The 23,033-nt window shown below is 70.5% G+C and carries 19 protein-coding genes; 11 read left to right on the top strand and 8 right to left on the bottom strand.

The genetic code is table 11. From position 1 onward, the window contains the following. Positions 1-9: 9 nt before the first annotated feature. Both CP970_RS36555 and CP970_RS36550 read right to left on the bottom strand, forming a co-directional pair. Positions 10-858, bottom strand: coding sequence for a DMT family protein (locus tag CP970_RS36555; RefSeq protein WP_055548992.1), 849 nt, complete (start codon positions 856-858; stop codon positions 10-12). Positions 859-1,036: 178 nt separating this feature from the next. Next, on the bottom strand, positions 1,037-2,638 hold the full coding sequence (locus CP970_RS36550; protein WP_055548994.1) for an MFS transporter: 1,602 nt from the start codon (positions 2,636-2,638) through the stop codon (positions 1,037-1,039). Between the two features lie 230 nt (positions 2,639-2,868). Here CP970_RS36550 and CP970_RS36545 point away from each other — a divergent pair, with 230 nt between their 5' ends. The 3 genes from CP970_RS36545 (at position 2,869) to CP970_RS36535 (ending at position 5,262) form a co-directional block, all read left to right on the top strand. Beyond that, the gene (locus tag CP970_RS36545) at positions 2,869-3,516 is read left to right on the top strand and encodes a TetR/AcrR family transcriptional regulator (RefSeq protein WP_055548995.1); all 648 of its coding nucleotides are present in this window, start codon (positions 2,869-2,871) and stop codon (positions 3,514-3,516) included. Between the two features lie 372 nt (positions 3,517-3,888). Then, the gene (locus CP970_RS36540; protein ID WP_157877725.1) at positions 3,889-4,416 is read left to right on the top strand and encodes a thioesterase II family protein; all 528 of its coding nucleotides are present in this window, start codon (positions 3,889-3,891) and stop codon (positions 4,414-4,416) included. A gap of 75 nt (positions 4,417-4,491) precedes the next feature. Then, on the top strand, positions 4,492-5,262 hold the full coding sequence (locus CP970_RS36535) for a thioesterase II family protein (protein WP_107098968.1): 771 nt from the start codon (positions 4,492-4,494) through the stop codon (positions 5,260-5,262). Here CP970_RS36535 and CP970_RS36530 read toward each other — a convergent pair. Continuing rightward, positions 5,252-6,049 (bottom strand): 2-oxo acid dehydrogenase subunit E2, encoded by a 798-nt coding sequence (locus CP970_RS36530; RefSeq protein ID WP_055549000.1) that lies wholly within the window; start codon positions 6,047-6,049, stop codon positions 5,252-5,254. The genes CP970_RS36535 and CP970_RS36530 overlap by 11 nt on opposite strands. A gap of 398 nt (positions 6,050-6,447) precedes the next feature. Here CP970_RS36530 and CP970_RS36525 point away from each other — a divergent pair, with 398 nt between their 5' ends. Further along, complete coding sequence (locus tag CP970_RS36525; protein WP_055549002.1) at positions 6,448-8,769, top strand: chitinase C-terminal domain-containing protein; 2,322 nt, start codon at positions 6,448-6,450, stop codon at positions 8,767-8,769. A 203-nt stretch (positions 8,770-8,972) separates the two neighbouring features. Here the strand turns inward: CP970_RS36525 and CP970_RS36520 are convergent, their stop codons facing one another. After that, entirely contained in the window at positions 8,973-10,139 is a 1,167-nt protein-coding gene (locus tag CP970_RS36520) for an ROK family transcriptional regulator (RefSeq protein ID WP_055549004.1), read from the bottom strand. Positions 10,140-10,237: 98 nt separating this feature from the next. On the opposite strand from CP970_RS36520, the gene CP970_RS36515 reads away from it, so the two are divergent. The 5 genes from CP970_RS36515 (at position 10,238) to CP970_RS36495 (ending at position 16,374) form a co-directional block, all read left to right on the top strand. Further along, on the top strand, positions 10,238-11,449 hold the full coding sequence (locus CP970_RS36515) for an MFS transporter (RefSeq protein WP_055549005.1): 1,212 nt from the start codon (positions 10,238-10,240) through the stop codon (positions 11,447-11,449). Positions 11,450-11,592: 143 nt separating this feature from the next. Then, complete coding sequence (locus CP970_RS36510; protein WP_055549007.1) at positions 11,593-13,017, top strand: uracil-xanthine permease family protein; 1,425 nt, start codon at positions 11,593-11,595, stop codon at positions 13,015-13,017. Between the two features lie 233 nt (positions 13,018-13,250). Further along, on the top strand, positions 13,251-14,414 hold the full coding sequence (locus CP970_RS36505; RefSeq protein ID WP_055549010.1) for a Cmx/CmrA family chloramphenicol efflux MFS transporter: 1,164 nt from the start codon (positions 13,251-13,253) through the stop codon (positions 14,412-14,414). Positions 14,415-14,609: 195 nt separating this feature from the next. Further along, positions 14,610-15,314, top strand: coding sequence for a DUF5995 family protein (locus CP970_RS36500; RefSeq protein ID WP_055550806.1), 705 nt, complete (start codon positions 14,610-14,612; stop codon positions 15,312-15,314). Between the two features lie 130 nt (positions 15,315-15,444). Then, positions 15,445-16,374, top strand: coding sequence for an LLM class F420-dependent oxidoreductase (locus CP970_RS36495; RefSeq protein WP_055550808.1), 930 nt, complete (start codon positions 15,445-15,447; stop codon positions 16,372-16,374). Between the two features lie 106 nt (positions 16,375-16,480). Here CP970_RS36495 and CP970_RS36490 read toward each other — a convergent pair whose 3' ends face one another. Continuing rightward, positions 16,481-18,178: a flavin monoamine oxidase family protein gene (locus CP970_RS36490; RefSeq protein ID WP_055550810.1), complete on the bottom strand. Its 1,698-nt coding sequence runs from the start codon at positions 18,176-18,178 to the stop codon at positions 16,481-16,483. Positions 18,179-18,227: 49 nt separating this feature from the next. Then, entirely contained in the window at positions 18,228-19,025 is a 798-nt protein-coding gene (locus CP970_RS36485) for a carbon-nitrogen hydrolase family protein (RefSeq protein WP_055550812.1), read from the bottom strand. A 347-nt stretch (positions 19,026-19,372) separates the two neighbouring features. Between CP970_RS36485 and CP970_RS36480 the strand changes: the two genes are divergently transcribed. Both CP970_RS36480 and CP970_RS36475 read left to right on the top strand, forming a co-directional pair. Further along, positions 19,373-20,029, top strand: coding sequence for a hypothetical protein (locus tag CP970_RS36480; RefSeq protein ID WP_055550814.1), 657 nt, complete (start codon positions 19,373-19,375; stop codon positions 20,027-20,029). Positions 20,030-20,214: 185 nt separating this feature from the next. Continuing rightward, positions 20,215-20,796: a hypothetical protein gene (locus tag CP970_RS36475; protein ID WP_055550816.1), complete on the top strand. Its 582-nt coding sequence runs from the start codon at positions 20,215-20,217 to the stop codon at positions 20,794-20,796. Between the two features lie 60 nt (positions 20,797-20,856). Here the strand turns inward: CP970_RS36475 and CP970_RS36470 are convergent, their stop codons facing one another. Both CP970_RS36470 and CP970_RS36465 read right to left on the bottom strand, forming a co-directional pair. Then, positions 20,857-21,312, bottom strand: a complete 456-nt coding sequence (locus tag CP970_RS36470; RefSeq protein ID WP_055550818.1) for an Lrp/AsnC family transcriptional regulator — start codon at positions 21,310-21,312, stop codon at positions 20,857-20,859. Positions 21,313-21,322: 10 nt separating this feature from the next. Continuing rightward, a complete protein-coding gene (locus CP970_RS36465) occupies positions 21,323-22,792 on the bottom strand; it encodes an amino acid permease (protein WP_055550820.1) in 1,470 nt (489 codons plus the stop codon). Between the last annotated feature and the right edge of the window lie 241 nt (positions 22,793-23,033).

Below are 23,033 nucleotides of genomic sequence, written 5' to 3'. Positions count from 1 at the left end.
GGAGGGTCTCTAAAGCCGCTGTGGTTCTCCGGCGGGGCTGAGCAGCCGCACGCCGCAGACCGCCATCGAGCCCCCGGCCAGCGCGCACAGCAGGCCGGCGGGCCCGCCGCCGATGCCCTCTCCCAGCATCGAGATGCCGATGAGGGAGGACACCACGGGGTTGGCGAGGGTGATGACCACGAGGGGCACTCCGAGCCCGCTCCGGTAGGCGATCTGGGACAGCCACAGGCCGAGCAGGGCTACGGGTGGGATGAGGACGGCGGCCAGGACGCTGCCGCCTCCGCCGAGCAGCGTGTCGACGGCGTCGCGGACTCCGTGCTCGGTGACCGCGACGGAGGCGCTCTGGGTGAGCGCGGAGCCGAGGGCGAAGGCGATCCCGGCGGCGATGGCGTACCGCAGGCCGCAGGCGCGGGACGGGGTGCGGGCCACGGTCAGGGCGAGGATCACGGCGCCGCAGACGGTGGCCAGCAGGCAGGTCTCCTGGGCGTCCAGCGTGCGTGGCCTGGCCGGTGCGCCCGGCGTGGTGACGAGCAGCAGGCACATCAGCCCGATCAGGGTGAGCAGGACGCCTCGCCACTCCTTGGCGTCCGCGCGCCGGCCGGCGAAGGTGGCACCCACGGGAACGCCGAGGGCGACGGTGAGGGCACCGAGCGGCTGGACGACGGTGAGGGGGCCGTATCGCAGGGCGGCGACGTGGACGAGAGCGCCCAGGCCGTTCAAGGCGAGTGCGGCCCAGCCGGTGAGTCCCGTGAAGAGCCCGGCCGCTCCGCGGTGGGCGACACGTTCCTGAAGGACGGCGCCGAGGGCATAGCAGGCCGCCGAGACGACCGACAGTACGACAGCGGGTGTGGTTTCCATGGCGGCTCGCCCCCTCCCCGGTGGCCGAGGGGGCCCGGACTGCCCGCGCCCCCAGCGACGTTGGTGCCCGGCGGCCGGCCGGGGGATGTACCGGCCGTCGGGCACCGTTCCGCATCACCCCGTCCCCACGGGTCGATGCGGTTTTGCCCCGCCCCTCCGCAGGGGCGGGAGTTGCGGGTCAGACGTGCACAGCCGTCTCGCCCGTGGCGCTGGAGCCCCGCTTGGTGAGCAGGGCGAGGAGGGCACCGACTCCCGCGATCACCGCGGAGATGGTGAACGCCAGGCCCATGCCGCTGATGAAGCAGTCGTGGGCGATGCCGGTGACCGTGTCGACGAGGCCCTTGGGCGCGTCCTTGGGGGCGGGCGAGAGACCGACGGAGACGGCGTCCTTCATCGCCTCCTCCTGCTGTCCGTCGACCGGCGGAAGGTTGGCCTCCCGCCACTTGTCGGGCAGGGTGTCGCCGACCTTGGAGGCCATGACGGCGCCGAGGACGGCGGTGCCGAGGCTGCCGCCGACCTGCATGGCCGCCTGCTGGAGGCCACCGGCGATACCGGCGTGCTCCTCGGGGGCGTTGCTCACGATGACGTCGGTGGAGGCGACGATCACGGGGGCGAGGCCGAGGCCGAGGAGGACGAACCAGAGGGACATCGCCATCGTGCCCGCGTCGGCGTCGAGCGAGGCGAGGCCGAGGATCGCGACGCCGGAGAGCAGCATGCCGCCGGCGAGCGGGATCTTGGGGCCGTACTTCGCCATGAGCGCGCCGCCGATGGGCGAGCCGATGATCATCATCGCGGTGACCGGCAGCAGGTGGACACCGCTGTCCACCGGGCTCATGCCATGGACGTTCTGCAGGTAGAAGGTGATGAAGAACAGGCCGCCCATGAAGGCGAAGGCCATGAGTACGGTGACGACGGTGGCCGCCGACAGCGAGACCGAGCGGAACAGGCTGAGCGGGATGAGCGGGCTGCTGACCCTGGCCTCCCACAGCGCGAAGCCGATACCCAGGACGACCGCGGCAGCCAGCAGACCGACCGTCTTGCCGCCGGTCCAGCCCCACGCGTCGGCCTTGATGAGGCTGAAGATGAGGCAGAACATCGAGACGGAGAGCAGGACCACGCCGACGAAGTCGAACCGGCCGTGGTCGACGGCCGCCTGCGGCTTGGGTTTGCGCAGGATCAGCACGCCGAGGACGAAGGCGAGAACGCCGACGGGAACGTTCAGGTAGAACACTGACTCCCAGTTGACGTGCTCCACGAGGACGCCGCCGACGATCGGGCCTGCCGCGATCGAAGCGCCGATGACGGCGCCCCAGATCCCGATGGCCATGTTCAGTTTCTTCGCCGGGAACGACGCGCGCAGCATTCCGAGGGCGGCCGGCTGGAGCAGTGAGCCGAACACACCCTGAAGGACGCGGAAGGCGATCACCAGTCCGGGGCTGCCGGAGAGGGCGATGGCCGCCGACGTCACGGCGAAGCCGGTGACCCCGACGAGGAAGGTCTTGCGGTGGCCGAAGCGGTCGCCGAGCTTACCCGCAGTGATCAGGGAGACGCCGAGTGCCAGGAGATAGCCGTTGGTGATCCATTGGATCTGCTCAAGGGAGGCGTTCAGGTCGGCCTGGATGGCCGGGTTGGCGACGGCGACGATCGTGCCGTCGAGGGTCACCATCATGGCGCCGATGCCAACGGTGAACAGGGTCAGCCAGGGGTGGCCCCGCAGGCCCTTTCTCGGCTCGGGAGGAGCCGCCTCCGCTATGCCCCTTAAGGAATCTGTTTGCGCCATGACGGCTCCCGTCAAATCGTGAAGGTGGCTGTGAACAGGGGGGGTTGAGAACTCGCGAGGAAGTTATGTCACTGGCTGCCAATTGTCAATAGGTGTCACATGTCGGTTCCTGCCAGGGGAATCTGCCGTTAAGGTGACGTCACACTTCCTGGCGCACAGCGCGGGATACCACCACATACACCCCGGCCGGAGCAGCTCCGGCCGGCTCGGCGTGAAGGGATTGTCAGCAGGTGAAGTTGGAACCCGATGACGGCGCACCCGGCTTGCGCGCACGCAAGAAGCAGCTCACCCGGGACGCGTTGATCCAGTCCGCGATAGAACTGTTCGACACGCAGGGTTACGAAAAGACGACCGTCGACGAGATCGTCTCGACAGTGAACGTCTCCGCCCGCACGTTCTTCCGCTACTTCGCCGGCAAGGAGGACGTCGCCCTCGCGCTGGTCACCGAGATCGACGAACGGGTCCTCGTGGCGCTCTCCGAACGCCCCGCGCAGGAGCCACCCCTCGAGGCGCTGCGGGGTGCCGTGCGGGAGACCTGGACGCAGGTGCGGGAGCAGACCGAACGAGTCAGCGGGGTCAACACGCTCGCCCGCATCCTGCACCTCGTCGAGACGGCCCCGGGCCTGTCGGCCGCTCACACGAGGCGCGCGATGGTCTTCGAGGAGCGGCTCGCCCGCGAGATCGCGCGCCGCGAGGCCGTCGAGTTCCCCACCGACCCACGCCCCAAGCTGGTGGTCGCCGTCTTCAGCTCGGTAACGCGGGTTGCCAGCCAATGCTGGGGACTTGAGGAGGAAGCCGACCTCGACACGATCGCGCGCACGATCGAGGAGCACTTCGACCTGCTGTTGCCGACGCTCCAGGGCCCCTGGCCGGGCTGACCGGTCCCGGGCGCGGCAGCCTGCGGCTTCCTGCTGAACCACGCGAGCCCTCATCCGTCAGGGGAGGGGCACCGGGTGGCGCCCGGGCAGCAGAATGCCAAGGCGTTCTTAAGCCATCCTGACGGATTCGGGCCACAGGGGCCTATGAGTCGTTTTCAGCCTCTAGAGACACTCATGCGCCGGAAGGCCCGACCACGGGTGACAGGATGGCCATGGCCGCGCTCGGCTACGGGGGAATGAGAGCGGGCCCGCCCGAACCCCCATCACACGAGGAATGCCGTGCTCAACAACCGGTCCACGTGGGTACATCGCCACGCCCTCATGCCGCTCAGGACCTTTCAGCTGGCCTACTTCCCACCCGCGGATCAGCCGATGTCGGACTGCGAGCAGGGGATCCTGGAACTCGCGCCCTCCACGGAGGTGCTGTTCGTGCGGTACCCGCGGCATCTCGAAGCGACCGCGGAACACGACTCCGAACAGCTGGCCGCGGTGGCCGACAGCATCTGCGACGATCTGGCCACCCACATCGAAGGACCAACCGTGCTCTTCGGTCAGGGCTTCGGCGCCTGGATGGCCTACGAGGTGGCGCACCGCCTCGAAATGACCCCCCTGCCCGCGGAACGGGCGATGGCGGAGGTCGCCGCCCTCGTCGTCTCCTCGCAGCCCGCACCATCATGCCGAACCGGCGGTCCTGGCCCCGTACTCGCCTGCCCCATCGGGGTGTTCCTCGGCGACACCGATCCGCGCACCACGTACGACGAGGCGGCGGCCTGGGCGCGGCACGGCGCCAACCGCTTCGACCTGCACCTGTTGCACGGCGGCCGCGGCTACTTCCAGGAGCGCCCCAAAGAGATCATCAACGCCCTGTCCGACTACATGCTGACGCTGTCGTTCCACTGACCCGGCGTCCCTGAACCGGCGCGCGCCGCCGCGACTTTTGGCCTGGATTTAGAGCGCGTTGGGACCGTGTCCCGCATGAATCCCATGGCGCAGACCTCTCCCGGCCTGGAAGCGTGGATCCGCCGTTTCCACGACGCGACCGACGACGGCGTACGCCTGGTATGGCTCCCGCACGCGGGAGGCAGCGCGAGCTTCTTCCATCCGTTCTCGGCCTCCCTCGCACCACACGTCAGCACCTTCGCCGTGCAGTACCCGGGCCGCCAGGACCGTAGGCGGGAGCCTTGTCTGGAGAGTGTCCCCGAACTCGCCGACGCCCTCTTCGACGTACTCAAGGAGTGGCGGGACCGCCCACTGGCGCTCTTCGGGCACAGCATGGGCGCGACGCTCGCCTTCGAGGTCGCGGTACGCATGGAGGAACGGCTCGGTACGCCCGCGACAGCGCTCTTCGTGTCGGGGCGGCGGGCACCGTCGCACTTCCGTACCGAGCTCGTCCACACACAGGGCGACGACGCTCTGGTCGCCGAACTCGCCGCGCAGGGCGGCACCGACATGAAGCTGCTTCGGGACCCGGAGATCCTCGACATGGTGCTGCCCATGGTGCGCAGCGACTACAAGGCCATCGAGACGTACCGCGGCGGTCCGGACGCCGTGGTCTCGTGCCCGGTCACGGTGCTCACCGGTGCCGGCGACAGCAAGGTGACCGCGGAGGAAGCCGCGGCCTGGCGACGGCACAGCCGCGGCGGCTTCACGCTCCGGACGTTTCCCGGCGGCCACTTCTACCTCAACGACCACCGGGAGACGATCGCCAGGATTGTCCGGACGACCCTGGCGGGCCTCAGCCGCTGAACGACTCCAGGCCCTCCTTCATGTCCGCCAGGATGTCCGCGGCCTCGGCGCCGTCGATGACCCGGTGGTCGAAGGCCAGGTTGAGGCGCATCACCGGGGCGATCTCCACCTTGCCGTGGCGGGCGACAGGTCGATCCGTCACCCGCCCCACGCCCAAGGTGACGGTGGTGCCACCCACGGAGTGGAAGCCGTCGACGGGCCGGTGCCCGAGCGATGTCACCGCGTAGGTGCCCATGAGGTACGGCCGCTGATGCAGCGGCCGCACGGCACGCCGGAACAGCGCGCGTCCCACCGGAACCGGAAGCTGCTGGAGCTTGCGCACCCCGGCGAACTCCGGCATCGTCTCCGGATCGCCGTCCCGGAAGTGCTCCAACTGCTTCTGGATGTCCAGGAGTTCCTTGGACTCCAGGCCGGGCAGCACGGTGGAGAGCACGATCCGCTGCCCGCCCATCGCCTTGTCCAGTGTCACCTTCGCGTTGGCCGAGCCGAAGCGCGCGACCCTCGGCCGCAGCCGCCCCCGGATTCCGGCGTTCGCCTCGGGGTGGGCCGCCATGGTCCGCGCGGAGGCGTGCAGGACATAGGTGAGCAGGGAGTACTTCTGCCCGGACTCCAGCGCGGCAGCGCGGTGTTGCACGACCCTCGCCATGTCCACCTCGGTGTCGAGGAAGACCGGCGAGAAGGAGCGGATCTCACGCAGGAAATGAAGGGTGTGCCGTCGCTGGAGGGCGACGGGCACGCCGGTCGCGCTCTTGCCTCCGGGCGTCTTCGTCTCTGTGCGCGCTGTCATGGCCTCAGGCCTCTCTTCCAGTACGGCGACTACAACGACAGCTACCCCCGCTGCCAGGGCGGCTGCCCAGGCGGCGGGGGTAGCTGCGGCACGGCCCGAAGAATCGGGGGAACGTCCGGTCCTTGCCGCCCGATCACCATCGCGCACCGCACTTAGGCACCTCTAAAAGTCGGCCGGTGGCGGGTGGCGCACGAGTGCCCGCCAGAGCGCTCGGCCCGGCGGAGGCCGAAGAAGCACACTTCAATTGGTCCATACCTATTGACGCTCTGGTCTAGTCCTCTTAACGTCTGCGTCACTCCCAGGAGAGGCCCGCCCGGTGTGCGCACACCAGGGGCCGCCACCCTTGTTCGCCCCGCCGCGCCCCCGCGCGGCACCGAGCCTCCCCAGGAGGAACCGACGTGCCCCTCGTACGATCCCGGACCACGCTCCTCGCCACCGGCGCCGCCGTCGCCGGACTGCTCCTGAGCGGCTTCACCGCGAGTACGTCCCACGCCGCCGACAACGAGTCCTGCAGACCCGACGGCCTGTACAAGACGCCAGGCGTCGACGTTCCCTACTGTTCCGTCTACGACAGCGCGGGCCGCGAGAAGATGGGCGCCGACCACCAGCGGCGCGTCATCGGCTACTTCACGGGATGGCGCACCGGCAAGAACGGCGAGCCCGCCTATCTGGCCTCCGACATCCCGTGGGACAAGGTCACCCACCTCAACTACGCCTTCGCGCACGTCGACAAGGACAACAAGCTGTCCGTCGGCTCCGACGGCGAGAAGAACCCCGCCACCGGCATGACGTGGCCGGGCGTCGCGGGCGCGGAGATGGACCCCTCGTACTCCTACAAGGGCCACTTCAACCTCCTGAACAAGTTCAAGAAGCAGCACCCGGACGTCAAGACCCTGGTCTCGGTGGGCGGTTGGGCCGAGACCGGCGGCTACTTCGGCGACGACGGCAAGCGCGTGGACTCCGGCGGCTTCTACTCGATGGCCACCAACGCGGACGGCTCGGTGAACCAGGCGGGCATCGACACGTTCGCCGACTCCACCGTCGCGTTCATCAAGAAGTACGGCTTCAACGGCGTCGACATCGACTACGAGTACCCGACGACGATGAAGGACTCGGGCAACCCGCTCGACTGGCAGCTCTCCAACGGCCGCCGCGCGGGCCTGGTCAAGGGCTACGCCGCGCTGATGAAGTCCCTGCGCGAGAAGCTCGACCGCGCGGGCGCGGCCGACGGCAAGCACTACATGCTGACCGTCGCGGCCCCCTCCTCCGGCTATCTGCTGCGCGGCATGGAGACCTTCCAGGTCCAGAAGTACCTGGACTACGTCAACATCATGTCGTACGACCTGCACGGCGCCTGGAACGAGTACGTGGGCCCCAACGCCTCGCTCTACGACGACGGCAAGGACGCCGAGCTCGCGGCGGCGGGCGTGTACGGCAGCCAGCAGTACGGCGGGATCGGCTACCTCAACACCGACTGGGCCTACCACTACTTCCGCGGCTCGATGCCCGCGGGACGCATCAACATCGGACTGCCGTACTACACCCGGGGCTTCAAGAACGTGCAGGGCGGTACGGACGGGCTCTGGGGCAAGGCGGCCACCACGAACTGTCCGGCCGGGGCCGGGCTCACCAAGTGCGGTGACGGCGCCGTCGGCATCGACAACTTGTGGCACGACAAGGACGCCAACGGCAAGGAATCACCGGCAGGGTCGAACCCGATGTGGCACGCCAAGAACCTGGAGAAGGGCGTCGTCGGCGACTACGTCACCAAGTACGGCTTCCCCGCCGACACCAAGCTGACCGGCACCTACGCCCGCAAGTACGACTCCACCCTGGTCGCGCCCTGGCTCTGGAACGCCGACAAGAAGGTCTTCCTGTCCACTGAGGACGAGCAGTCCGTGAAGGCCAAGGCCGACTACGTGGTCGACAAGGGCATCGGCGGCACGATGGTGTGGGAGCTCGCGGGCGACTACAAGTTCAACTCCGCCAAGGGTCAGTACGAGATCGGTGACACGCTCACGACCGCGATGTACGACAAGTTCAAGGCGGCCGCTCCGTACGGCGCGAAGGTCGCGGGCCAGGACCTGCCCGCCAAGGCCGTCGACATCGGCGTCCAGTTCGGCGACTTCAAGCTCGGCGACTCCAACTACCCGATCACGCCCAAGCTGAAGATCACCAACAACACCAAGGCGACGCTGCCCGGCGGCACGGAGTTCCAGTTCGACTACGCGACCTCCGCCCCCGGCAACGCCTCCGACCAGTCGGGCTTCGGCACGAAGGTGATCAGCAGCGGCCACACCGGCAGCAACGCCGGTGGCCTCAAGGGCGACTTCCACCGCGTCTCGCTGAAGCTCCCCGCCTGGCAGACGCTGGCCCCCGGCGCCTCCGTCGACCTGTCGTTCAACTACTACCTGCCGGTGTCGACCCCGTCGAACTGGACGGTGAACATCGGCGGCACGACGTACGCGCTCGCCGGTGACCTGGCACGCGGCACCACGGTCGTCGAGCCGGGCACGGGTCCTGGCCCCACGGACCCGCCGGGACCGACCGACCCGCCCGGCACGTGCACGCCCGCCGCCTGGAGCGCGACGTCCGAGTACGGCACGGGAACGGTCGTCTCGCACGCGGGACACACCTGGAAGGCCAAGTGGTGGACGAAGGGCGACAAGCCCGGCACCACCGGAGAATGGGGAGTCTGGCAGGACCTGGGCACCTGCTGACGCCTGCCCCACCACACCGCCCGGCGGCGGGTTGACGCGCCCTTGCCCCGCCGCCGGGCCCCACCAGGGGCGCGGGGAACCGCGCGACCAGCCACAACGCACCCGCAGGCAACAGCATGTTCCTGACGGCGCAGCCAAACGGGCCCCGGAAGGGGCGCGGGGAACTGCGCGATCAGCCACACCGCACCCGCAGGCAACAGCGGTCAGCGACCCCGCCCCCCGAAAAGCTCATCCTGCGCCGCATCCAGCGCAGCGAACAACGCCCCCCGCAGCACCGCGGATCCCCCCAACGCACTGGCGCGAACCTCCGTACGCAAGGGAGACATCGCCCCGACGCGAGCCGTGACCCGATCAGCCAGCGCGGCGCCCCCCGCGCGACCCGTCTCGCCGCCGAGGACGACACAGCCGGGATCGAGAAGCGCGGCCATCGCGGCGACGCCGATAGCGATCCGGTCGGCGGCGGCGTCCAGGAAGGCGCCCTCGTCGGCCTCCACCGCGTACCGCACCACGTCGGCCGCGGTCATGTCCGGCTTCAGGAGCCCGTGCTCCGCGCCGAGTTCGCGGAGCGCGTCGGCGCAGGCCAGCGAGTGGAAGCCGCCCTCGCAGCCGGTGGCGGACGGCAGGTGTCCCGTGCCGGGCACGGGCAGGAAGCCGATCTCGCCCGCGCCGCCCGACGCACCCCTGCGCACCACCCCGTCGAGTACGACGGCGGCGCCGACGCCGTCGCCGAGCCAGAGCAGCACGAAGGTGTCCCTGTCGCGCGCGGCGCCGTCGCGCTGTTCGGCGCGGGCCGCGAGGTTGCTCTCGTTCTCCACCAGGACGTGCGCGCCGAACCGCTCCTGGAGGGCACCGGCGAGGCGCCGGTGCCAGGCGGGCAGCGAGGTCGTGTCGTGCAGTTCGCCGGTGGCGGGGTCGATGAGCCCCGGCGCGCCGATGCCGAGGGTGTGCAGGCGCTCGACGCCGCCCTCCTTCGCGGTGCGTTCGACGAGGGCGAGAGCGCCCTCGACGGCGGCGTCGGTGTCGCCGCCGATGGCCGCGGAGGCCTCGGCGAGCACCGCGCCGAGCAGATCGGTGACGACGACGGAGACGCTCTCGGTGCGCACGTCGAGCGCCGCGAGGTGGGCCCGGTCCGCGACGATCCCGTAGAGCCGGGCGTTCGGGCCGCGCCGGCTGGCACCCGCCTCCCCGACGACGGCGATGAGCCCGCAGCCCTGGAGCCGCTCGACGAGATCGGCGACGGAGGGCCGCGAGAGGCCGGTGAGCTGCTTCAACTGGGTGGCGGTCAGCGGCCCCTCGCTCTGCAGGAGACCCAGCGCGAGCCGGTCGTTGATGGCCCGAGCGGTACTCGGCGATGCGGGCGAGACGGGCATGTCCGGATCCTCCCACAGAATCTCTTCTATTTATCAGGCAGGGTTCCTGATAGTTTACGTCGCCGTACCGCGGCAGCACTCGGGAGGGGCGGAATGACATGAGTGAAGTGGTCTACGACAAGCACCGGTTGAAACGGGCGCGGATCGCCGTGGCGACGGTGTTCTGTGTGCACGGCGCGGTCGCGGGATCCTTCGCGACCCGGGTGCCCTGGATCCAGGATCACGCCGACGTCAGCGCGGGCATGCTCGGCCTCGCCCTCGCCTTCCCGGCGATCGGCGCCTCCGTCGCGATGCCGTTCGCGAGCCGCATCAGCCACCGGTTCGGCGCCCGCACCGCGCTGCGCGGACTGCTCGCGATGTGGACGCTCGCCCTGATCCTGCCCTCGCTCGCGCCGAACCTGCCGACGCTCTGTCTGGCGCTCTTCGTGTACGGCGCGACATCGGGCATGTCGGACGTGACGATGAACGCGATCGGCGTCGAGACCGAGACCCGCATGGGGAAGTCGATCATGTCGGGCCTGCACGGCATGTGGAGCGTCGGCGCCCTGATCGGCTCCGCGGCCGGTACGGTCGCCGCCCACCTGGGCTCGGACGCCCGCCTGCACCACGCACTCGCCGCCGCGGCGCTCACCGCGCTCGGCCTCACCGTCTGCCAGGGCGTCCTCGACCTCCAGGCGGAGCCCGAGGAGGAGGCGCCGCCGCGGTTCTCGCTGCCGCCCAAGTCGGCGCTGCTGATCGGCGCGGTCGGCTTCTGCGCGGTCTTCGCCGAGGGCGCGAGCCTGGACTGGTCGGCCGTCTACCTGCGGGACGTCCTGGACACCTCTGCCGGTGTCGCCGCCGCGTCCACCACCGGCTTCACCCTCACCATGGCGATCGCGCGGCTCGTGGGCGACGCGGTGGTGAACCGGTTCGGCGCGGTGCGCACGGTGCGGGCCGGCGGCGTCCTCGCGGCGGTCGGCGGTCTCCTCGTGGTCCTCGCCTCGCATCCGGCGATGGCCATGGGCGGCTTCGCGCTGATGGGCCTCGGCATCGCGGTCGTGGTGCCGCTCGCCTTCGCCGCGGCCGGGCACAGCGGCCCCAACCCCAGCCAGGCCATCGCGGGCGTCGCCACCATCACGTACACCTCCAGTCTGATCGCCCCTTCGGCGATCGGCGCCCTGGCGCAGGCCACCAGCCTCGTGACCTCCTTCGGCCTGGTGACCCTGCTCGCCTGCGGCCTCACGGTCTTCGCGGGCGTCCTGCGCACGGGCGGCCGCAAGGCGGCGCAGTCCGCGCCCGCGGACGCGGCGGCGCACGGACCGAGGTCCTGACCCGGCGGGGCGTCCGTCCCGACTTGCGGACGGACGCCCCGCACCGGAGAGAAGCCGTACTTACGTCGCATTAACATGGCGTCGATCATTTCCGGCCATCAGGACCGGGCCCGGTTCGGCGCACAGAAAGCGACTTACTCACCATGGATCTCGGCGTGCGCTGGAAACTGCACGGCGACGGGCGCACCCCCGCGCCCGGAGCCGTCGTCCGTCCCGACGAGCGGCTCTCCTGGCCGCGCACCTTCGGGCTCGGCGCCCAGCACGTGGTCGCCATGTTCGGCGCGTCCTTCGTGGCGCCCGTCCTGATGGGTCTGGACCCGAACCTCGCGATCATGATGTCCGGTGTCGCCACCGCCATCTTCCTGCTCGCCACCCGCGGCCGGGTGCCCAGCTACCTGGGCTGCTCGCTCTCCTTCGTGGGCGTCGCCGCGGTCATCCGCGCGCAGGGCGGCTCCAGCGCGACGGTGACCGGCGCGGTGCTCGTGGTCGGCGCCGCGCTGTTCCTGGTAGGTCTCGCGGTACAGAAGTTCGGGGCGCGGATCATCCACGCCGCGATGCCGCCGATCGTCACCGGCGCGGTCGTCATGCTGATCGGCTTCAACCTCGCGCCGGTCACCGCGTCGACGTACTGGCCGCAGGACCAGTGGACGGCGCTCCTGGTCATGCTGTTCACCGGTTTGGCCGTGGTGTGCCTGCGCGGCTTCTGGTCGCGCATCGCGATCTTCCTCGGGCTGATCTTCGGTTACGCCATCTCCTGGGTCTTCGACCAAGTCTTCGGCAAGATCCACTCGGCGGACGCGTCGGGCAAGGTCGTCGACCACTGGCGCCTGGACCTCTCCGCCGTCGGCAACGCCGACTGGATCGGCCTGCCGTCCTTCCACGGCCCGAGCTTCGAGTGGTCGGCGATCCTCGTCGCGCTGCCCGTCGTCATCGCGCTGATCGCGGAGAACGCGGGCCACGTGAAGGCCGTCGGAGAGATGACCGGCGACAACCTCGACGACAAGCTCGGCACCGCGATCTCCGCCGACGGCGCCGCCTCCGTCCTCTCCACCGCGGTCGGCGGCCCGCCCAACACCACGTACTCCGAGAACATCGGCGTGATGGCGGCGACCCGCGTCTACTCGACGGCCGCGTACTGGGCGGCGGCCTGCTTCGCGCTGCTCTTCGGCCTCTGCCCCAAGTTCGGCGCGGTCGTGGCCGCGATCCCCGGCGGCGTACTCGGCGGCATCACCGTCATCCTCTACGGCATGATCGGCCTGCTCGGCGCCCAGATCTGGATCAACGCCAAGGTGGATCTGCGCAACCCGCTGAACCTGGTCCCCGCGGCCGCGGGCATCATCATCGGCGTCGGCGGGGTCTCGCTGAAGTTCACCGACACCTTCCAGCTGAGCGGCATCGCGCTCGGCACGATCGTCGTCATCACCGGCTACCACGTCCTGCGGGCGTTCGCTCCGCCGCACCTCAAGTCCCAGGAGCCCCTGCTGGATTCGGGCACCTCGACGTACGACGCAGAGGGCGCGGCCGAGGACGCGGCGGGCAAGGAGCGTCAGGGCGAGCGAGAGCGTTAATCGGTTGGACGTGGTGCGCATCCGCTGATTAAGGTGCGCACCATGTCAAGCCCCGAGTCCGACAGACTCCCGCCACCGGTCGTCCGGTGGCTTCCCGTGCTCTCGCGCTGACGCTCTCCGCTGCCTTCCCGCAGCCGCTCCCAGCCGTCCGCGACCCCTCGCACCGCCACCGCCGGACCACCGCTCCCGTGTCCTGATCTTCTTGATCCACACCGTGGTTGCGGAGTTTCGCTGTGCCCTTTGCCCTCTACCTCCTCGGACTTGCCGTGTTCGCGCAAGGCACCTCCGAATTCATGCTGTCCGGACTCGTGTCGGACATCGCGCGGGACCTGGACGTGTCCATCCCGGTGGCCGGTCATCTGACCTCGGCGTTCGCCGTGGGAATGGTCGTCGGCGCGCCGCTGATGGCCGTCCTGAGCCGCCGCTTCTCGCGCAGGAGCGCGCTCCTGTGCTTTCTGCTCACCTTCCTCGCCGTGCACATCGTCGGGGCGCTCACCACGAGCTTCGCGGTGCTGCTCGTGACCCGCGTCGTCGGCGCCCTCGCCAACGCCGGTTTCCTCGCGGTCGCTTTGGTGACCGCCACGGCCATGGTCGAACCCGATGCCAAGGGCCGTGCCACGTCGGCGCTGCTCGGCGGCGTGACGATCGCCTGTGTCGCGGGCGTGCCCGCGGGCGCCCTGCTCGGCGAAGTGTGGGGCTGGCGCTCGGCGTTCTGGGCGGTGGCCCTGATCTCGGTGCCCGCCGTGTTCGCCATCGCGCGGGCCGTGCCCGCGGGCGGCGCCGACGTCACGGGGCCGAGCGTCCTCGGCGAGCTGCGCGTGCTGCGCGGTCCACGGCTCCTGGTGACCCTGCTGCTCGGCGCGCTGGTGAACGGCGCGACGTTCTGCGCCTTCACCTACCTGGCGCCGCTGGTCACCGACGTCACCGGGCTCGGCTCCGGCGGGGTGCCCGTGATCCTCGCGCTCTTCGGCATCGGGTCGTTCGTCGGCGTCGCCGTCGGCGGCCGCATCGCCGACGTACGGCCCGTGCCGCTCCTGGTGTTCGGCTCGCTCGCGCTCCTCGCCGGATGGGCCCTGTTCGCACTGACCGCGGCGCACCCGGTGGCGACCGTCGCCCTCGTCCTCATCCAGGGGGCGCTGTCGTTCGGCGTCGGGTCCACGTTGATCTCCCAGGTGCTCTACGCCGCGTCCGGCGCGCCCAACCTGGCGGGCGGCTTCGCGACGGCCGCGTTCAACGTGGGCGCGGCGGTCGGCCCCCTGTGCGGCGGGCTCGCGATCTCCGCGGGGTTCGGCTACCGCGCGCCGCTCTGGGTCAGCGCGGTGCTCGTGGCACTGGCTTTGGCCGTCGGCGGGGTCGGGCTGCGCCGGGCTTCACGGGTCGCGCTCGGCGCCCCGTAAGGGGCGCGGGGAACTGCGCGCTCAGCCGAGGAAGAGCCGCGGACGCGTCTGGGCAAGACCCGGCAGGCGCGTGCGCGGCTTTCCTGTGGTTGCTCGCGCAGTTCCCCGCGCCCCTTACGGGGCCCGTTCCCTCGTTTCGGGGAAGCCATCGGTGCGCTGACGCCCGGGCAAGCCCGGGACTGGGACGCTGCCCCCATGGCGCAGTTGGAGCGGTTCGCAGAGTTCACGGCCCCGGCGCACGGAGTGGACGGCGTGGTGGCGCGGATGCGCGCGCTCGGCGCCGACTGGCCGCCCCGCGACGGGGTCGCCGTCTTCAACCGCGTCTATCTCTCGGTCACCGAAGAGGTCGGCAGCCGCATCGACGGCGGTGCGTTCCCCGACCCCGCGGCCGCGACCGCCCTGGACGTCCGGTTCGCCGAGCGCTATCTGCGCGCCGTCCACGCGGCGGCGACCGGGCACCGCCCGCCCGCCTGCTGGCGCCCGCTGTTCCAGTACCGCCGCCATCCCGGCGTACGCCCCCTCCAGTTCGCGCTCGCTGGCATCAACGCACACATCGGGCACGACCTCGCACTGGCCGTCGTGGACACCTGCCGCGCGCTCCGCTGCGAACCGGCCGATCTGGAGGACGAGTTCGACCGCGTCGGCGACGTCCTCGTCACACTGGAGGAGCGCATCCGCGAGGAGCTGATGCCGGGCCCCGACCTCCTCCAGGTCGCCGATCCGCTGACGCACCTGGCCAGTTCCTGGAGCCTCGAACGGGCCAGGGACGGCGCGTGGGGCTCGGCGCGGACGCTGTGGGCGCTGCGTGATCTGCCGGGCGTCGCCGAGGAGTTCCGCGAGCGCCTCGACGGCGCGGTGGGCCTGGTGAGCCGCATCCTGCTGACGCCGCTGCCGGACTGACGCGGCACCGTCAGGACCGAACCCCCAACACCCGCGGGCCGTTTCGGCCATGCGCGCGGCCTGCCGCCTGGAACTCTCCCGCGTTCATTGTACGTTGAACTGATCGATCCCGACGCGAAGGAGCACCGGCATGGCGACCCGACTCGGACTGAGTCTCCCGCAGGGCAGTCAGTACGCCATCGGACGCGACGTCCCGGAGGTCGCCCGCGCCGCCGAGGACATCGGGTACGAGAGCCTGTGGGTGTTCGAGCGCATCCTCTACCCCGAGCCCGCCACCCAGGGGCTCTACGGGATCCCGGGCCTCGCCTGGCCCGACTCCTACCGCTCGGTCGCCGACCCGCTGGTCACCCTCACGCTCGCCGCGTCGGCCACCGACCGGGCCCGCCTCGGCACCAGCGTGCTCATCGCCCCGCTGCACGTCCCCTTCCAACTCGCTCGCACGCTGGCCTCGTTGGACGCGGCGAGCGGTGGCCGGGTCGTCGCGGGCTTCGGCACGGGCTGGTCCCTGGACGAGTACGCGGCCGCGTCGGTGGCCCCGTTCAAGCGCCGGGGCAAGGTCCTGGACGAGCTGATCGACGTCTGCCACGCGGTATGGGGCCAGGACCCGGTGTCGTACGAAGGGGAGCTGACCACGATCGCACCGTCCGTGGTGGGCCCCAAGCCCGCGCGGCCGATCCCGATCCTGCTGCCCGCCAACAGCCCGCGCGCGCTGCGCAGACTGGTGGACCGCGCCGACGGCTGGATGCCGGTGGCCACGGGCGCCGCGGCGCTGACCGAGCAGTGGGCCAAGGTGCGCGAGGCCGCGGCCGAGCAGGGCCGAGAGCGCCCGGTGCAGAGCGTGCTGCGGGCCAACGCGCGCTACACACCCGCCGCGTACGACGGCACGGACCGAGCCCCGTTCCACGGCAACGTCGCCCAGATCGCCGAGGACCTGGCGGCACACGCGGAGGTGGGCGTCGACGAGATCATCGTAGAAATCGCCGGATCGACCCGTGACGCCCAGGAACTGAAGGACGTCGCGGGCCAGGTGTACGAGGCGGCACGCGCGGCCGGGGTCTGAGGGGCAGCCCCGAAGGGGCGCCCCTTCAGGGGCGCGGGGAACTGCGCGACCAGCCACGAAGCGCCCGCAGACTCCCACGCGCCCCCGGAGCCACGGCGCGACCGACTCAGTCCTCCGGCAGCTCGACGGGCGCGATCTCGTCGTACAGATCCCCGGGGCCGGGATTGGTCGCATCCGTGGCCCCGCCAAAGTGGTGCATCACGCCCCACACCGCGTTCAGAGCGGTCTGCACCGCCCCCTCGGCCCACCCGGCCGTCCAGGAGATGTCGTCCCCGGCAAGGAAGATGCCCCGCTTGTCCGCGGGCAGGTGCTCCTGCATGAAGTGGGTGAACAGCCGCCGCTGGTAGCGGTAGTGGCCCGGCAGGTTCGCCTTGAAGGCGCCCATGAAGTACGGCTCGTTCTCCCACGAGACCGTCACCGGGTTGCCGATGATGTGCTTGCGGATGTCGACCTTGGGATAGATCTCGCCGAGCGACTTGAGCATGACCTCCATGCGCTCGTTCGCCGAGAGCGGCAGCCACTTCAGGCTGTCGTCGCACCAGGTGTAGGAGAGGCAGATGACGGCGGGCTTGTCGGGACCTTCGTCCAGCAGATAAGTCCCGCGCGTCATGCGGTCGGTGAGCGTCATCGACATGACGTCACGCCCCGTCTCCTCGTCCTTGTCCAGCCAGAACGGCCGGTCCACCGGCACGAAGAGCTTCGAGCTCTCCATGTAGTGGGTCCGCTCCATCGCCGTCCAGTGGTCGATGGGGAAGAGCGAGTCATCGCAGTCGATCTTGGAGAGCAGCAGCCAGGACTGCGCGGTGAAGATCGCCGCCTGGTAGGTGCGGATGTCACCGGAGGCGTCCGTGACCGTGACGCGGTTGCCCGCGGTGCGGGTCAGACGCGTGACGGCGGGCTTGGGCGCGCCCTCGTCGTGCAGCGACTTCAAGGACGTACCGGGGCCCCAGTGCACGAGCTTCCGCGGTTCGCGCTCCCAGAGGCGCAGCGGCAGCTGCTGGCTGCCGCCGACGATGCCGCGGTGGTGGTCGTCGGCCTCGGTGTAGACGACGCGCAGGATCTCCAGGATGGAGTTGGGGAAGTCCGTGTCCCAGCCGCCGGTGCCGAAGCCGACCTGGCCGAAGATCTCGCGGTGCCGGAAGGACTTGAACGCCTCGGACTCGCAGAGGAAGCCGTAGAAGGTCTGGTTGTCGAGCTTCTCGACGAGCTTCGACCAGATCTCACGGATCTTCGGCACGTCGCGCTCGCGCAGGGCGCGGTTCATGTCGGAGAAGTCCGCGCCCTCCTCCAGACAGGCGTTCCAGGCGTTCATCACGTCGCGGTAGACCTGCGGCAGGTCGTCGACGGTGGTGGCGTAGTGCGACTCGCCCTTGAGGTCCACGACCGTCGAAGGGGTCGACTCGGCGAGCGGGTTGGGGAACGCCTTGGTCTCCAGGCCCACCAGGTCGATGTAGTGCTGGAGCGCCGTGGAGGACGGCGGGAAGCGCATGGCGCCCATCTCGGCGGTGAGCTCGTCCGTGCCGGTGCCCTCGAAGCCGACCGTACGCAGTCGGCCGCCGATCTGGTCCGCCTCGTAGACGACGGGCTTGAGGCCCATCTTCATCAGCTCGTACGCCGCGATGATGCCGGAGAGGCCGCCGCCGATGACCGCGACCTCGGTGCCGTGCTCACCGGCGGGTATCTGGCCCAGGCCCGCGGGGTGCGCGAGGAAGTCGTCGTACGCGTAGGGGAAGTCCGGGCCGAACATGGTGATCGGGGGCTGCGCGTCGGTGTGCTGGACGGCGGTGGGCACCGTGGACGTCATGAGGTACGGACTCCTTGCGGGAACTGAAGAACAGAGCTGGGGGGCGGGCTCAGACGAGGGACGCGTACAGGCCGGGGCGGCGGTCGCGCAGATAGGGGTTGTTCTCGCGGGACGCGCTCAGGAACTCCGGGTCGACGTCGCCGATGACGAGCTCGTCGCCGCGGCCCGCGCGGGCCCGCGCGATTCCGTCGGGCCCGGCGAGCGTGGAGAGCCCGACGAACTCGAACTCCCCTTCAAGGCCGACCCTGTTGACGTACGCGACGTACATCTGGTTCTCGAAGGCGCGCACCGGCACGACGGATTCGGCGACGAACTGGAAGGGGTGCATCTGCGCCGTGGGGACGACGAGGAGGTCGGTGCCCGCGAGCGCGTGCGCGCGGACGTTCTCCGGGAACTCCACGTCGTAGCAGATCATCAGGCCGACGCGGACGCCACCCAACTCGGCCTGCACGACCGGCTGTTCACCGGGGGTGAAGGAGTCGCGCTCGAAGCAGCCGAAGAGGTGGGTCTTGCGGTAGTTCGCGAGGCTCGCGCCGTCCGGGCCGATCAGCTGGGCCGAGTTGAAGACGGCCGCACCGGCGCGCTCCGGGTAGCCGTAGACGACGCCGATCCCGTGCCGTACGGCGATCTCGCCGATCGCGACCGCGGCCGCCCCGTCGGCGGGCTCGGCGAGCCGGGCCACGTCGTCGCCGATCGCGTACCCGGTGAGGAACAGCTCGGGCGCCACGAGCAGCCCGGCGCCCGCCGCGGCGGCACGGCCCGCGGCGTCGTCGAGCGCCTTGAGGTTCTCGGCGACGGAGCCGAGCTGCCCGGAACTCTGGAGCAGGGCGGTGCGCAGCGCAGGCATGGCGGATCCTCGGGGCGTGCGAAGGGGCAGGTGGGGTCCGTACGACGGTACGGTCGGCGGCCCGGCCCGGACAAGGCGCGAGCGTTGCGGGCAGCCGCTTGATCCGTTGCGCGTGACGGGCCCGATGCGGCGATTCGTTGCGCGGCGCGTGGGCCCCCTGGTGTGCGGTGCCGTGCGCCCTGGGTATCGGGGGTGTCCACCCTGAGGCGCAGGGCGGGCGGGGCGGCCCCCGTCTCACGGCGGAAGCACGATGCCGCCCGTGGCCCGACGTGCCGTACCCCCCTTCCGCGAGAGCGTGATCTCACCCGGAAAGGCCGGGCGAACGCTTCGCAGACGGAGGGCCTCCGATGACCCGCACGACGATCACCCGCAACCACACCCGCGCCCTGGCCGTGGGCGCCGCACTCCTGCTCACCGCCGGTGCGGCGGGAGCGGCGGTGGCGTCCGGCGACGACGCGGCGCATCCTCTCCGGGGCGCGGCGGCGTCCGCTGCCGCCGCCGCGACGGGCGCCGCGACCGGCGAGCACGCGAAGCCCCGTGAGGCCGCCGCCCTCACTGGCTCGGCGAAGATGTACCGCAAGACCACCGAGGACGTGACGTTCACGTTCAACGCCCACCTCGCGGCTGAGAACAACAACGACCCGTCCAAGGCGACCGGCACCTTCCACTTCGTCCACCTGGACAAGCCGGGCGGCAAGGGCGGCTGGGCCAAGGGCCGTATCGACTGCCTGATGACGGGCGGCAAGGTGGCCACGGCGACCGGCGTCATCGACGAGACCAACCTGCCCGGGATCAAGGACAAGCGGGTCGGCTTCACCGTCGACGACAAGGGCAAGGGAAGGCAGGACCGGGTCGGCTACAGCTGGGCGGCGTACGGCGGCACGCAGGGGCAGCCCGACACCCTCGCGAAGTGCGCGAGCTCGGCGCCGTACGAGAAGGTCAGGAAGGGCACCGGCGACTTCGACGTCCTGCCGTGGAAGTTCGACTACCCGACCGGCCACTGATGACCGGGAGTCGCCCGGACGGGGGTCGGGCGACTCCTCCCCGGGGGAGGTGCGGGACCCGGCGCCTCCGCCGCTCGGCGGAGGCGGTCACCCCCTCGCGTGCGATGCGCGGGGCGTCGGCGCACGGAAACGTGGCGGGCACCCGGAGAAAGCCGGGCGAAGCCGCCGCAGACGGAGGACCTCCCGTGAGCCCCAAGCACCACCGAACCACCACCCGCGTCGCCGTCCTGGGAGCGGTGGCCCTGCTCCTGCTCACCGGCGGGGCGGCGGCATCGACCGCGACCGCCGTGGACTCGCCCCGGCCCGCCCGCGAGGTGGCGCTGACCGGCACCGCGATGATCGACCGGCCGAAGGGCGACGAGATCACGTTCACCTTCGACGCCCATCTGCCCGCGGCGGACAGGACCGACCCGGGCAAGGCCCGCGGCACCATCCGCTTCAGCCACTACATCGAGGAGGCCCACTGGGGCGGCGCGGGCGAGGCGAAGGTGGACTGCCTGATGACCGGCGGGCGGGTCGCCACGGTCTCCGCCGTGGTCACCAAGGCGGACGGTGACCTCAAGGACACGGTCGGCAAGCGCGTCGGCCTGACGGTCGACGACCGGGGCCGCCAGGACGGCTTCGGCTACAGCTGGTCGATGGTGGGCCTGCCGAGCTCACTGCCGGACGACATGCCCAAGTGCGTGAGCGGCGCCCCGTTCGAGAAGACGAGGCCGGGCAGCGGCACGTTCCACGTGTCGGCGATGGACCAGCGCCCGTGGAAGTAGCGCCCCGTCAGGGGCGCGGGGAACTGCGCGCCAAGCCCCCACGAACCCGCAGCGAGAAACCTACGCGGGGGACCCCGAAGAAAACCTCCGCATAAGAGGCGACAGCACCAGCACGGACTTCGTCCGCTCCACGAACGGCTCCCCCGCGATCCGCTCAAGCACCCGCTCGAAATGCCGCATGTCCGCGGCGAAGACCTGGACGATCGCGTCCGCGTCCCCGGTGACGGTGGACGCGGACGCGATCTCCGGATACCGCTCGAGACCCCGCTTGATCGATTCGGGCGAGGTGTTCCTGCGACAGTAGATCTCGATGAACCCCTCGGTCTCCCAGCCGAGAGCCGCGGGGTCCACCCGCACCGTGAATCCCGTGATCGCCCCGGTGGCCCGCAGCCGGTCCACGCGCCGCTTGACCGCGGGCGCGGAGAGTCCGACCAGCTGGCCGATGTCGGCGTAGGAACGGCGGGCGTCCTCGGCGAGGGCGTGCACGATGCGTTCGTCGAGATCGTTCAGTCGCACGGGGGGTGGATCACTTCTCTGCTGTGGCCAATCGGGAGCGGCGCATGCCGTACAGGAAGTAGAACACGAGGCCGACGGCCATCCAGACACCGAACACGACCCAGGTCACGGAGTCGAGGCTGAACATGTTGTACGCGCAGAATCCGAAGCCGAGGACCGGGAAGAGCCAGCCGAGCGGCACGCGGAAGGTGCGCGGCATGTCCGGGCGGGTCCTGCGCAGCACGACCACCGCGATGTTGACCAGGCCGAAGGCGAAGAGCGTGCCGATGCTGGTGGCGTCGACGAGCTTGCCGAGCGGGATGACCGAGGCGAGCGCGCCGCAGAACAGCGACACGATGACCGTGTTGACCCGCGGCGTGCCGGTCTTCTTGCTGACCCGGCCGAACGCCTTGGGGACCAGGCCGTCGCGGGACATGGCGAACAGGACGCGGGTCTGGCCGTAGAGCACGGTCAGGACGACGGACGCGATGGAGATGACGGCGCCGGCGGCGAGGATCGTGCCCCACATGCTCTGCCCGGTGACGTCGTTCATGATCGCGGCGAGCGTGGCCTCGGAGCCCTCGAAGTCCTTCCAGTTCCAGGCGCCGACGGCGACGGCGGCGACCAGGACGTAGAGGGCGGTGACGATGACGAGCGAGAGCATGATCGCGCGGGGCAGGTCGCGCTGCGGGTTCTTCGCCTCCTCACCGGCGGTGGAGGCGGCGTCGAAGCCGATGTACGAGAAGAAGAGGCTCGCGGCGGCGGCGCTGACGCCCGCCGTGCCGAGCGGCATGAAGTCCGCGTAGTTGCCGGACTTGAAGCCCATGAAGCCGATGGTGCAGAAGAGCACGAGCGCGGCGATCTTCACGATGACCATGATCGTGTTGGCGGTCGCCGACTCCTTGGCGCCGCCGAGCAGGAACACCATGGCGAGCAGCACGACGATCAGGCCGGGCAGGTTGATGATCGCGCCGTCGACCTCGCCGGGCGCCGCGGAGAGCGCGTCGGGGATGGTGACGCCGATGGTCCCGTCGAGGAGTTCGTTCAGGTACTCGCCCCAGCCGACGGCGACGGCCGCGACGGAGACGCCGTACTCCAGGACCAGGCACCAGCCGCAGACCCAGGCGATGAGTTCACCCATCGTTGCGTACGCGTACGAGTAGGAGGAGCCCGCCACCGGTATGGTGCCCGCCAGTTCGGCGTACGAGAGGGCCGAGAAGAGGGCGGTGAGTCCGGCGATCACGAAGGAGATCGTGACGGCGGGTCCGGCCTTGGGGACGCTCTCGCCGAGGACGACGAAGATGCCGGTGCCGAGCGTGGCGCCGATGCTGATCATGGTCAGCTGCCACATGCCGAGGGAGCGCCGAAGCTGGCCACCCTCACCCTTGCCACCCTCCGCGACCAGCAGTTCCACCGGCTTGCGGCGCATGAGGCGGCCGGCCAGGCCAGGGCTGCCCGAGGGACTTGGGCGGTTCTGCGGGGGTGCGCCTTGGTCGAGCACGCGCTGGCTCCTTCATCGCTGCCGGTGAGGGCGGCGGGGACCCATGGAACCCGCGAATGACGACGGGAACCACCGAGCAGGCGGTCCCCGCCACACCACGTTCAGCGGATGACTCTAGAGGTAGCGGGTTCCCGACCGTAACGCAGCACCCTTGCGCAACCGTGGATGATCATTGCGCACATCCGCCATCCACGTCACTTCGTTGCGCGGTCCGTTTCGTCCGTTGCGTTCCGGAGCCCTC

The sequence above is a fragment of the Streptomyces kanamyceticus genome, assembly GCF_008704495.1.
Classification (GTDB): domain Bacteria; phylum Actinomycetota; class Actinomycetes; order Streptomycetales; family Streptomycetaceae; genus Streptomyces; species Streptomyces kanamyceticus.
The sequence above is the reverse complement of the archived record's forward strand: the minus strand, read 5'-3'. Positions and strand labels throughout refer to the sequence as shown.

What these genes read in the sequence shown, in the direction of transcription:
- CP970_RS36555 (WP_055548992.1), bottom strand. Translation starts at nt 858, where the DNA reads ATGGAAACCACACCCGCTGTCGTACTGTCGGTCGTCTCGGCGGCCTGC.
- CP970_RS36550 (WP_055548994.1), bottom strand. Translation starts at nt 2,638, where the DNA reads ATGGCGCAAACAGATTCCTTAAGGGGCATAGCGGAGGCGGCTCCTCCC.
- CP970_RS36540 (WP_157877725.1), top strand. Translation starts at nt 3,889, where the DNA reads ATGTCGGACTGCGAGCAGGGGATCCTGGAACTCGCGCCCTCCACGGAG.
- CP970_RS36535 (WP_107098968.1), top strand. Translation starts at nt 4,492, where the DNA reads ATGAATCCCATGGCGCAGACCTCTCCCGGCCTGGAAGCGTGGATCCGC.
- CP970_RS36530 (WP_055549000.1), bottom strand. Translation starts at nt 6,049, where the DNA reads ATGACAGCGCGCACAGAGACGAAGACGCCCGGAGGCAAGAGCGCGACC.
- CP970_RS36520 (WP_055549004.1), bottom strand. Translation starts at nt 10,139, where the DNA reads ATGCCCGTCTCGCCCGCATCGCCGAGTACCGCTCGGGCCATCAACGAC.
- CP970_RS36515 (WP_055549005.1), top strand. Translation starts at nt 10,238, where the DNA reads ATGAGTGAAGTGGTCTACGACAAGCACCGGTTGAAACGGGCGCGGATC.
- CP970_RS36510 (WP_055549007.1), top strand. Translation starts at nt 11,593, where the DNA reads ATGGATCTCGGCGTGCGCTGGAAACTGCACGGCGACGGGCGCACCCCC.
- CP970_RS36500 (WP_055550806.1), top strand. Translation starts at nt 14,610, where the DNA reads ATGGCGCAGTTGGAGCGGTTCGCAGAGTTCACGGCCCCGGCGCACGGA.
- CP970_RS36495 (WP_055550808.1), top strand. Translation starts at nt 15,445, where the DNA reads ATGGCGACCCGACTCGGACTGAGTCTCCCGCAGGGCAGTCAGTACGCC.
- CP970_RS36490 (WP_055550810.1), bottom strand. Translation starts at nt 18,178, where the DNA reads ATGACGTCCACGGTGCCCACCGCCGTCCAGCACACCGACGCGCAGCCC.
- CP970_RS36485 (WP_055550812.1), bottom strand. Translation starts at nt 19,025, where the DNA reads ATGCCTGCGCTGCGCACCGCCCTGCTCCAGAGTTCCGGGCAGCTCGGC.
- CP970_RS36480 (WP_055550814.1), top strand. Translation starts at nt 19,373, where the DNA reads ATGACCCGCACGACGATCACCCGCAACCACACCCGCGCCCTGGCCGTG.